This window comes from Candidatus Schekmanbacteria bacterium (assembly GCA_003695725.1).
GTDB lineage: Bacteria > Schekmanbacteria > GWA2-38-11 > GWA2-38-11 > J061 > J061.
Genome location: RFHX01000051.1, coordinates 1 through 10,737 on the forward strand (window position 1 = coordinate 1; position 10,737 = coordinate 10,737).

Below are 10,737 nucleotides of genomic sequence, written 5' to 3' on the forward strand. Positions count from 1 at the left end.
ATATTTTCTCACTGCAAAGGAATGCCGCTTCAGCATATTTAATATTCCCTGTTTTCTTATAAAGCTCTATGAATAAGCTCAATGCATCTTCATCTATGGCAAACTTCTTTTTGTCAGGATAAAAATCAAAAAAGACATCTCCACCTTCTCTATCACTCATTCCTACAGCACTAATCATAAAACTGAATGCTTCATCGAATTTTTTTCTCGCATAAAGAGTTTTAGCAATCCCATATTTTGCGCGCCAAATAACAGCATCATTTCTCTCTGCTAATCCTTCCTGTAGAGCTTTTTCATAATAGTTTTCAGCTTTTCTATAAATAGAAGAAGCAAAATAGCAGTCTCCAATATCTACTCTTAAAAGGGATTTCATCATTGGATTCTTTACATTGTCAAAAAGAGCAAAGGATTCATTAAAGCTTTTCAATGCCTCAGGAAGCTGCAGTTTTGAAAGGTAGAATCTTCCCAATACTTCCAATGCAAATGCTTTGTCGGATATATCATTTATTTCGTCGCATATTGAGAGTGCTTCATTCAATAATGGCTCAACATTTTCCCTTTTGTTTATCAAATACAGATTCGCAAGGCGAATTAGAATGCCGGATTTCATTTTTTTGCCATCTTCCAATTTCCAAATCTTCTTTGATTTTTCATATAAATCAATTGCCTCGGAAAAGTTATATTGCGCCTCAGCAGTTATCCCTAACCTAAAATAATATTCCGCATTCCTCTGCTCTTTCTTTTTTTGAGCAAGTCCTCTTGTTTTTTCAGAGATTGTTTTTTCCCTTATTCCGGAAGTCATTACCTCTTCTATTACTTCTTCCTCCAATTCTTCTTCTTTTGTTTTTTGAACCTGAGGATTAGCCTTTTTTGCGGTTTCTTCTCCTTGTAAAAGTGCTGCTTCGTCCAATAATTTATTTATATCAGTCAAATCATTTTTCTTTCTCTTTATCTCGATTGCTTCAAGATAGTAATCGAGTGCTTCAACCTTATTGTCTATTTCTTTGCTCAATTCTGCCAATTCTATAAGCTCGTCCTCAACCATATCATCATTTTTCAATTCCTTATAAATAGTCATCGAAACTTTATAGTTATTGATTGCCTCCAAAATTTTCCCAATTTTTTTGTAAACCTTAGCGGCATTTAGAAGATTGAAAGCTTCGCTCTCTTTTCGCCCGCTTTCTCTATCAATCTTTGCCGCCTCTTGAAAAGATTGAAGGGAATCATCATAGAGCTTTAATTTCCAATAAGATACGCCTATGTTTGTGAGAGTATCAGACTTGAGACGATTATCTCCTATTTCACTGCTCAACTTTATCGCTTCCAAATATTTCTCCACTGCTTTTTTATAACTACCAGCTTCATCATAAGCATTTCCAAGATTCGATAGTGTAATAGCTTCCTTTTTTCTATCTTTTTCAGCTCTATAAAAAATGAGAGCTTTCTCCCACGAATTTATTGCAGATTCATAATTTTTATTCTCGAAAAAATTGTTTCCTTTTTGGAAATATATGTCGCCCTTTGAGATTGCGTCCAACTGTTGCGAAGATGAATATACCTCTTCAGATGAAACAGGAAAAGTGAATACGAGCAAAAGCAAAGACACCACAAAAAGAAATCTATACCTTAACATTTTCATCTTATTTTAATTTCCAAATCAATAGTACTTAATTACCTGCAACGAAATACCATTGTCAACATTGAATGATTCCCTCTATATACCTTTTAGCATAAAAAAGAAGGTAAAGAATAGAGAAATAAGGCTTCCTATCGAAAGCCCAGCTAAAATGGGGGATGCTTCCTTATTTTTAATTCTCAAAAGATTTATGAATGATAAAAGAAATATTGCCGCCAGAATAGCAATAATTAGATATGTGCCAATTCCTTGATATTCAAAAACTGTTCTTGCACCTCGGGACAACCCTGTCAAAATCCATCCTGCTGACACAAAAGTAACTGCAACCTGCAAATGTAGAGGAATTTTTTGAGATACCTCTAATTTAAAATCCAGAATCATAAAATAGAAGAAAAGGAGAATAAACGCAAAGGGGAGACTTTCAAATGTAATCCAGAAAAAAGGATGTTCAGCATTAAGAGGGCAAAAAAGCGCATCGGAGGCAGGTATTTTTATGACCTCCAATGTTTCTTCAACCGACCAACAGGAAAAACCAAAAAACATTCCCAAATAGCCCTGCTGCAATCTTGGAAGTTTAACACCATAGACTCCAAGAACAATAGATGCAACAAAAAAGAATAAAAGCATATAACCACAGGGACCATTGCCAAGTTCTGCTATTCTTCTAAAAGCTCCTTCAATTAGCGCTTCAAATATGAAGAATGTAAAAAAACAAAAAAGCCCGTAATTGCGCGGTTTCATTGTTTCAATATTGAACATATAAACCTCCTGCTCAAATTAATTAAATTTTTTAAGAACTCTTATTGAAAATCCATCGCTTTGTAAAGGAAACTATTACCCTCCGTGTTCGTTAATTTGCCACCTTGGGCTCAGGGTCAAGTGTCCCAATATCCGTATGAACAGCAGAAAAAATCTCTTTTTACAAATATCTTTCTTTGACTTTTTTAGATGTGGACATTAAAATTTAAAAAGATAGTGAATCAAAAAGGAGAAAAAAATGAAAAGAATATTTATATTCACAGCTGTTCTCTTTCTGATTGTTTCCTTCAGCACACCTGCGCTATCCCATCAAGTAGAGGATGACAATACATTGAATCCCATAAAACTTGCTGCATATGCCGCCTATCCGGCTGGACTGGCTCTCGATATTTTCGTTGTCAAACCTGTCCATTGGCTTTTCAACCTGCCAGTTATGAAAACAATCACTGGTCATCAAAGGATAAACGAAGAAGGATTGTGGACAGATAAAGAGCTTGATAGGGAGATTGAAGAAATAAAGAAATAATATTGCACTAATATTTGTATAACAATTTCTTTACCACCCAATTATAGTCATCGACAGCTTTCTTTTGTTTTCCCTATTTTTCTGTGAAGAGAAATAATCCCCTGTCTCTCCCAAAAAATTATGATTAATTTTTACAAACTTTTTTCGATAAGAAGATAAAATCAATTCCTTTTTTATTAAGAAATATGGACGAGATAGTTAGAAATACAAATAAAAGAGACTTTAAAATCGTTCTTATTTACACGGCGGAACTCATTACAATTCTTTGCCTTGGTTCAATTCTTTTTTTTACTTTTTTCTGATAATCTGTTTTTACAGTCTTCGGTATAATTCTTATACTTTTATTTTTCTATCTCTAAAGCGCCTGCCACACATATCGCAACACAATCTCCACAAAGAATACAATCCTTTTCTCTCAAAACAACCGTATCTTCCTCTAAAAACAATGCGCCTTGCTTACATTCATCAACACAAGTACCGCAAGCAATACATTCATCACTATTTATTTTGAGCGGCATTTGTCTTCCCTCCCATTGCCTGTTCTTTCATTTTTTCCACTATTGCTCTTATTTGATGCATATCCAAATCCTTATACATCTTGATTTTCTGCAGAATCTCCGGCTTTATGCCTTCAACTTCATTCATAAAATTCATAAAGTTTATAGGGCTCTTATAAGGATTTAGTTCACCCGGAAAATGCATATTATCAGTGAATTTAAGCATATAATCGAGCTCTTCATCATTGAAGAATGGATACATAAAAGCAGTTTTTGCATAATCTGCCTGCCATTGCGGATCCTTCAACCATAAAAATGAATTATTCCAAAACTTTTCATATTCTTCAAAACCATTTTTTCCGCATAATTCATCATATACTGCATTCGCACCTCGATAGCCGCATACAAGAGCCCCCTGCACCAATGTTTCTGCAAAGCCGACCGTTTCACCAAGCATCAAAACATTCCCTTTATAAGGTTTACTGACAGGCTCATACATAGCCACACTGCATCCTCTTTTATCCACTATCGAAGCATTCTTGAACCAATGGGCGTAAGGTCCTTCTTTTAAAAAATGATTTATTGCAAGAGTTGAAAGTCTTCCGGGTATTCCTGCGCCTGCACCAACTTTCCATTGATTTTCACCAAATGCGCTTGGCACCATATATATCATTCCGGGAACTTTTGTATAATTGGCTCCATGAAAACGCATCCATGCGGGAGGCATAGGGACATCAGCGTTTGCAACTGTATATTCGATTGAAGGTCCCTTCGCATATAAATATCTTCCTTCATTGAATCCAAGTGAGGCACCTATTTTTGATGTTAATCCGTCAGCGCCAATTACTTTTTTGCCTGAAATCCAATATTCTTTATCTTTAGTTTTTACTCTAACCTTTGCTCCGCCTTCTATATTTTTTGCTTCCATTGCAATTGTTGAAGTAACAAAGCTTGCTCCATAAGAAGCCGCCTCCTTAAGAAGGTCTCCAAGAAGTGCATCCATATCAAAGCAGATTCCGAGAGGCTTTTCCTTTCTATACATATGTAGTTTATATCCTGAAGGAGAAAAAACATAGTAGTCATAAAAATCTATTTGACCGCCAGTATATTTGACTTCAAAATTGCTTTCTCTAAAATGCCAATAAGATTCATTCATTCGCCGCCTGAATGTAACAGTTTCTCCATTCATTCCTTCTGAATTGTGAAACATCCCTGATGAAGCGCGGCAGTAATTAGTTATCTTAGGCCTTTTTTCAATCACTAAAACTGACACACCTTTTTTGGCAAGGACACCGGCCGACATTAAACCTGAAGGACCAGCTCCAACTATGACTACATCATAATCCATTTATTCCTCCTTCAATCAAAGCGGCAGGGAATTAAAAACCCTGCCGCAGATTTATAGAAGTTTATCTTAAATTAGTCTTCTTTCAATACTAAACACATCTTACAGTACTCTTTGCCTCTTGCAAGTCCTTCCTGTCTTGTACCATCTTCATTCAGTTTTTCAGCATGATGTGTCCATTCAAGTTTTGGATTCAAACCATGCATAAACCCTGTATCATGTGCCTTTGAAATAATTTCACACATAAAATGCGAACCTTCAGGCCAAACGGATTTCCATGCGTCGTGGATATAGCAGAAAGGAACATGGGATTCACTCTCTTTTTCAGAAAATTTAATTCTTTCGATTTCCATTCCAGCCGCACCTATATGCTTGTGGACATTGGGATAAATATCTCTCAATGCAACTGCAACATTGATTTCATCTTCCCTTCCTTCCCAGCCAAGCTCTTTCTTATATCTTTTTGCTTCCTCTTCGCCAAATTTGTAAAATGCATCGCAAAGGACATCGATTGCTTCTCTTCCATACTTCTCGTAAATTGCCTTTACAATAACTGCCATCCATCTTCCATCTTTCCATACCGCTTCTTTTGCAAATTCTTGAATTTCTTCTGAATATCCAAAATCGTCAGCCACTGTTAAACCTCCCTATTTTTAAGGTTAATCTTTTTTATAATATTCTTCAGCATTACAACGGCCATCACTCATCTCTTTTACCGGTTTCAATGCCGAAGAATTGCCTCCTTGCTTGCGCACCAATAAATTTTATAAAAATTTTATTCTTTTTTTGCAAACTGCCTTTTCTGAATTATCAGTTGTGCAATATCCTGCATTGTTATCTTCTGAAACTTCTTCGCCTTCTCAGCAATCGCTGCATCTATATCCTTTGACTGCAACAGAATGTCAAACAATTTGTTAACCTGCTGATACGGGTCGTGGACTCCCTCAAAAGTTTTCCCATCAACAAGACCAAAGAGATAATCAAGCTCTTCATTATTAAAGAATGGATAAAAGAATCCAATCTTCAAATAATCAGCCATTGCTTGGGGATTTTTATTCCAATTAAAAGAGTTCCTCCAGAATTCCCTATAATCATCTTTTCCATTTTTGCCTTCAAGCTCCATCTTTGCCGCCTTTGCAGCTCTAAATCCGCACATCATTGCCCCCTGATACATCGTTTCAGCAAAACCTGCACTATCGCCAATGAAGATTATATTTCCCTGCACAGGATCAGCCATAGGTGATATAAGGTGAACAACAGCACCATTGCGGGCAACTATCTCTGCATCCTTGAACCAATCCTTCAACATCTCCTTTTCAAAGAATTCTTCTAAAAAAACCCTGCAGAATTTTGCAGGATTGACACCGCTGATACCAACATAGAATTTTTTTTCTCCTCCTTTACAGGGCGCCATATACAAGACACCACCGCCCCTCGAATATGTAGAGCCATAAAATGTACAGAAAGCTCTATTTGGGAAAGGAAAATTGACATTATCAAGGGTGTATTGAAGAGATGGACCTCGTCCCATAACCTGCCGTTGTTTATTGGCACCTGTCTTTTGAGCAATAATTGATTTTAATCCCTCCCCCACTATTGCTATCTTCCCTTCAATGTATTCTTGTCCGCTTCTGGTCTTCAATGTTATTTTCACATAATTTCCAGCGTCTTCCGCTCCTATTGCCAATGTTTCATCGAATATTTTAACACCTGTCTCTTCAGCCTTAGAAGTAAGTGTATCAAGCATAAGCTGATTGTCGAAGAGATGATAAAGAGGAATTTTTGTATTATGGACATAAACCTTTTTACCGGAGGGGGAAAAACTAATTGAATCATATATCTTTTCTAATTTATCAGGATACTCGATTTCAAATCCGTTCTTTTGAAAGACAATTTTAGTAGAACGATTTTCTTCTACTATTTTTAAGTGCTCTCCATTGAATCCTTCTGTATCAACCATCATACAGGTATTTGCGCGCATCAGAACAGAACCGATCTTTCTTCGTTCAACAAGAGCTGTTTTCAAACCCATCTTCTGGGCACTCAATGCGGCAACCGATCCACCGGGACCGGCACCAACTATGACAACATCATATTTCATACCCTATCTCTTCAAAGAATTCTTTAAAATGAGTTCCAATAGCAGAAATTATTTTTTGAACCTTGTTTTTAATTTGAAAAGTTTATATGAGTAATTTTTTAAAAAGTCAAATTATTATGCTATTAGCTTCAAATGTTGAATTATTGCATTTTTTGAGGATTTCAAGATGTCATTTATAAAAATTGAAGACTTGAATGGGATATTAAAAATCAAGATGCAAAGCACTATTTTAGGAATGAAACCTAAAATGTTTTGTGTTTGCGCATATTATACAGATGGAGTTTTAATAGATACAGGATTCAAGAAGGTTGACAAACAACTTTGCAGTTTATTTAAAACTCGTCCGTTAAGCATAATAATAAACACCCACAACCATGAAGACCATATAGGAGGGAACTACTTGCTGACAAAAACATACAAATTGACTGCATATGCCCACAAAGACGCATTGCAGAGAATAGCCAATCCACCACGCGATTATCCTATTTCAAATGGCCTCTGTTGGGGATTAGCAAAACCATCTCCTGTTGAAGAAATTCCGAATGAAATAAAGGGAAATAATTTTACATTTAAAGCAATAGAAACTTTTGGGCATTCTCCCGGACATATTTCCATTTACATACCTGAAAAGGAATGGGTGGTGGGAGGTGATATCTTCATTACAAAACGCCCTATATTTCTCAGGGCAACAGAATCGGTATCAGGGACGATCAAATCTCTTGAAAAAATAATTGATCTCAAACCAAAGAAGTTTTTCTGTGCAAGCGGTAAGGTCCTTGAAAATCCAATTGAAGAATTGCAGAAGAAAATTGACAATTTCAGTCAATGGCGTGAAAAGGTGCTTGCTCTTTACAGGGAAGGTATCAGTCCTGAAGAGATACGCGATAGAGTTTTTGGAAAAGAATCAAGTTTTGCTTATATGTCGCGGGGAATATTCTCGAAGATGAACTTCGTGAAGAATATTTTGAAGGAGGAAAGAAATCATAAAGTTGGGGAAATATAAAGGATAAAAATACAACTGCACTATTTCAACTTGGCAACAAAAATGTCGTTATTGCCATGAAATGAACTGTCAAATGCTTTTTTTGTCATAGGGAATTTACTGGAATTTGCAATTCCTGCAATTAAAATATTTCCGTTATCATCAACTGCAATTGCATTTCCAATGAATTTTGAATATTCGCCGAATTTAAATGATTTTTTAAGCTTTTTAAGCTTCTTTGAAAATGACATCACAAAAGTATTCTTATCTAAACCACTTTTAAGCCGCTTGATTGATATAGTAGTGGGAAAATCATCTGAAATAGTAGTTCCAATCACATAAATATTATCATTCCTATCTATTGCTATTGAATTCATTATGTCATACGAACTACCTCCTGCCATAGCGCTCCTGATAATTTTACCCAAGCTGTTGTTGAGCATTGAGATAAAAACATCAGGTCCAGATGTGGAAGCCCTTATCTTTACCGCTTTTTTACTTGGAATTTTTCCTGACCATATAATGCCGCTGATATAAACATTGTCTTTTGAGTCGACTAAGACAGACTTTATTGTTACATCGGAATCAATAATCATAGATGATAAAAGGGTATCCAAATTATTATTGAATTTTAGAACTCCCTTTTTTTCATTGCCTATGCCTAATCCTGTTCCAACAGCAACAAATACATTACTCTTCGAATCAATAGCTATAGCAGGTATGCCATAAGAAGTTAGACCTGATTTATTATAGAAAAAAGTAGAAGATAGAAGGTTTGACAAGCTCTTGTTGAATTTCGAAATGAAAAGTTCATATGATTGTTCAAATGTATTGTCATAGGCATTGTCCGTAACTGGAAAGTTGGGTGATTTTGTCCGCCCTGTTACATATATATAGCCGTCAGGGCTTATTGCCATATCGTCTATAGAGTCATCATTTTTCTTTCCAAAATATGTTCCTGCAAGAAGTTTGTTAAGCCGTTTATTCAATTTGACAACGAATCCTGATGTTGACGAACCCCATGCAGTAAACTCTTTTTGGTATGCATTGTCGGAAACAGGAAAATCTGATGAAATGGTATTGCCCGCAATATAAACATTGTTATTTTTATCTATTGCCAGTTTCGATTCATTATCCTCGCCACTGCCACCAATCAATGCAAGGGATTTGATTTTGGAAAGTTTTTTGTTAATTCTGAAGACGAAGATGTTTTGAGAATCATTGGAAATGTTTTTGAAAGTTTTGTCCACTTTGAAAAAACTATCTGCATCTGTTGTTCCAGCCACATATATATTTCCTTTAGAATCTATTGCAAGTGAGTTAGCCGAGTCATTTGAAGCCAATACTCCCACAACAGAAGTTGAATTAATAACAGAAGACAAGTCGCCGTCTATTTTAGAAACATTAACTCCTCCACCGCCAATTAGGAAAACGTTACTGTTGCTGTCTATTACAATATCCCTTACTCCATAGTCAGTATCTAACTGAGAAGTAAGAAAATTTAAATCACTATCCAATTTCCTTATATATTTTAGCTTCGTTACATTATGATCTGTTTGATTGCTTATAACACCTGCATAAATATTCTCCGCAGAATCAAATTCGATTGAATAAATATCAGGTTCAGACACTCCTTCTAAAAATGTATTGGCGAGAACGTCGCTCAAATTATTATCAAGCTTTGTGATAAACCCCCTACCATCGAGATCATTATAATTGTAAGGATCAAGTGAAGGAAAATCCGGAGCTTCAGTCCATCCTGAGACATATACATTGTCACTGCTGTCAGTAGCAATATCGTCAATAAGATCCCTGCCTTTTCCACCCAAATATGTTGAAGATAGCAATGTAGATAAATCGTTATTGAATTTGGCTATAAATCCCTGCATAGGATACCAATGATCATTGAATAACTTGAGATAGACATCTCCATACACATCAGAACCAACAGGGAAGTCGGAAGATTCAGTCTTTCCGGCTATAAATATATTTCCAGCTGTATCCAAAGCAATTGCTGCTACTGAATCATCACGCTTTCCACCTATAAAACTGCTGGATAGAAGTGAGGTAAGGTCACTGTTTAATCGTGTGATAAAAACTTCATCAGACGAAGATTTGATGGTACCTTTCCCATGATTGATTTTTTTACTGATTCCAAATGTTTCAGAGTTTGAATTACCTGTAACATAAACATTGCCATCGGAAGATAAAGCTACATCTATAGCTGTATCGTTTCCATCACCGCCAATAAAGGAAGCTGACTTTATAGAACTCAAGTCATTCGAAAGCTTGGCAACAAAGGCATCGTAAGCGTTTGGTTTGGTTTTATATCCTGAAAACTTCTTTGAAGCTACAGGGAAATCCGGTGACCATGTCATACCAACTACATATACATTTCCGTTAGAATCTAAAGATATAGCATTTCCGGAATCATCCAAGCTTCCACCAAAGAGAATGGATGCCGCAGGCGGATTACTCAAATCACCATTCTTGTATTTCAAAACAAATACATCCTTTCCTCCGTCTCCTTTGTATTTTTTGTTATATGATTTTGCATCAGAGGCAAAATCGATTGCATCTGTCGCCCCGCAGATATATATATTGTCATCACTATCCTTTGAAATAGAATAAGCTACATCTGTGGATGCTTTTGTAGTCTTTCCTCCTACAAAAGTCGAAGCAATAAGAGGGTCGATTATTAGGGGATAGTTTTTATTATATGATGCCACCCTGAAACCATAGGACTTCCTGTCACTGCAAATTTTGTATTCCGCTCCTACTTCTCTCTTTTCACCGTTTATCATCTGATAGGCATAGGGTTTGGTGAATACAATATTCGATGACGCATCAACAACAAGCTCGCCCTTCTCGTTGACCGTGAGTTTACCGCA

General features: G+C 36.1%; 9 protein-coding genes. 2 read left to right on the top strand and 7 right to left on the bottom strand.

What is annotated here, in order from left to right; all coding sequences use genetic code 11:
• Positions 1-1,639 (bottom strand): hypothetical protein (locus D6734_02430; GenBank protein RMF97302.1); only part of this gene is annotated, 1,639 nt, incomplete at its 3' end.
• 75 nt (positions 1,640-1,714) lie between these two features.
• Positions 1,715-2,395 carry a hypothetical protein gene (locus D6734_02435; protein ID RMF97303.1) on the bottom strand — a complete coding sequence of 227 codons (681 nt, stop codon included), beginning with the start codon at positions 2,393-2,395 and terminating at the stop codon, positions 1,715-1,717.
• A 238-nt stretch (positions 2,396-2,633) separates the two neighbouring features.
• Between D6734_02435 and D6734_02440 the strand changes: the two genes are divergently transcribed.
• Positions 2,634-2,921: a hypothetical protein gene (locus tag D6734_02440; GenBank protein RMF97304.1), complete on the top strand. Its 288-nt coding sequence runs from the start codon at positions 2,634-2,636 to the stop codon at positions 2,919-2,921.
• A 341-nt stretch (positions 2,922-3,262) separates the two neighbouring features.
• Here D6734_02440 and D6734_02445 read toward each other — a convergent pair whose 3' ends face one another.
• The 4 genes from D6734_02445 to D6734_02460 form a co-directional block, all read right to left on the bottom strand.
• Positions 3,263-3,439, bottom strand: a complete 177-nt coding sequence (locus tag D6734_02445) for a 4Fe-4S dicluster domain-containing protein (GenBank protein RMF97305.1) — start codon at positions 3,437-3,439, stop codon at positions 3,263-3,265.
• The gene (locus tag D6734_02450) at positions 3,420-4,766 is read right to left on the bottom strand and encodes an NAD(P)/FAD-dependent oxidoreductase (protein RMF97306.1); all 1,347 of its coding nucleotides are present in this window, start codon (positions 4,764-4,766) and stop codon (positions 3,420-3,422) included. The genes D6734_02445 and D6734_02450 overlap by 20 nt, the downstream gene beginning before the upstream one ends.
• Before the next feature lie 71 nt (positions 4,767-4,837).
• Complete coding sequence (locus D6734_02455) at positions 4,838-5,398, bottom strand: hypothetical protein (GenBank protein ID RMF97307.1); 561 nt, start codon at positions 5,396-5,398, stop codon at positions 4,838-4,840.
• Between the two features lie 140 nt (positions 5,399-5,538).
• Positions 5,539-6,864 carry an NAD(P)/FAD-dependent oxidoreductase gene (locus D6734_02460; GenBank protein ID RMF97308.1) on the bottom strand — a complete coding sequence of 442 codons (1,326 nt, stop codon included), beginning with the start codon at positions 6,862-6,864 and terminating at the stop codon, positions 5,539-5,541.
• Positions 6,865-7,030: 166 nt separating this feature from the next.
• On the opposite strand from D6734_02460, the gene D6734_02465 reads away from it, so the two are divergent.
• Complete coding sequence (locus D6734_02465) at positions 7,031-7,867, top strand: MBL fold metallo-hydrolase (GenBank protein ID RMF97309.1); 837 nt, start codon at positions 7,031-7,033, stop codon at positions 7,865-7,867.
• A gap of 20 nt (positions 7,868-7,887) precedes the next feature.
• Here the strand turns inward: D6734_02465 and D6734_02470 are convergent.
• Positions 7,888-10,737, bottom strand: a 2,850-nt coding sequence (locus D6734_02470; GenBank protein RMF97310.1) for a hypothetical protein, incomplete at its 5' end; no start/stop codon positions are given.

Bases quoted from the DNA above. Each gene is read 5' to 3' on its own strand.
- D6734_02440 (RMF97304.1), top strand. From the start codon at position 2,634: ATGAAAAGAATATTTATATTCACAGCTGTTCTCTTTCTGATTGTTTCC.
- D6734_02445 (RMF97305.1), bottom strand. From the start codon at position 3,439: ATGCCGCTCAAAATAAATAGTGATGAATGTATTGCTTGCGGTACTTGT.
- D6734_02465 (RMF97309.1), top strand. From the start codon at position 7,031: ATGTCATTTATAAAAATTGAAGACTTGAATGGGATATTAAAAATCAAG.
- D6734_02460 (RMF97308.1), bottom strand. From the start codon at position 6,864: ATGAAATATGATGTTGTCATAGTTGGTGCCGGTCCCGGTGGATCGGTT.
- D6734_02435 (RMF97303.1), bottom strand. From the start codon at position 2,395: ATGTTCAATATTGAAACAATGAAACCGCGCAATTACGGGCTTTTTTGT.
- D6734_02450 (RMF97306.1), bottom strand. From the start codon at position 4,766: ATGGATTATGATGTAGTCATAGTTGGAGCTGGTCCTTCAGGTTTAATG.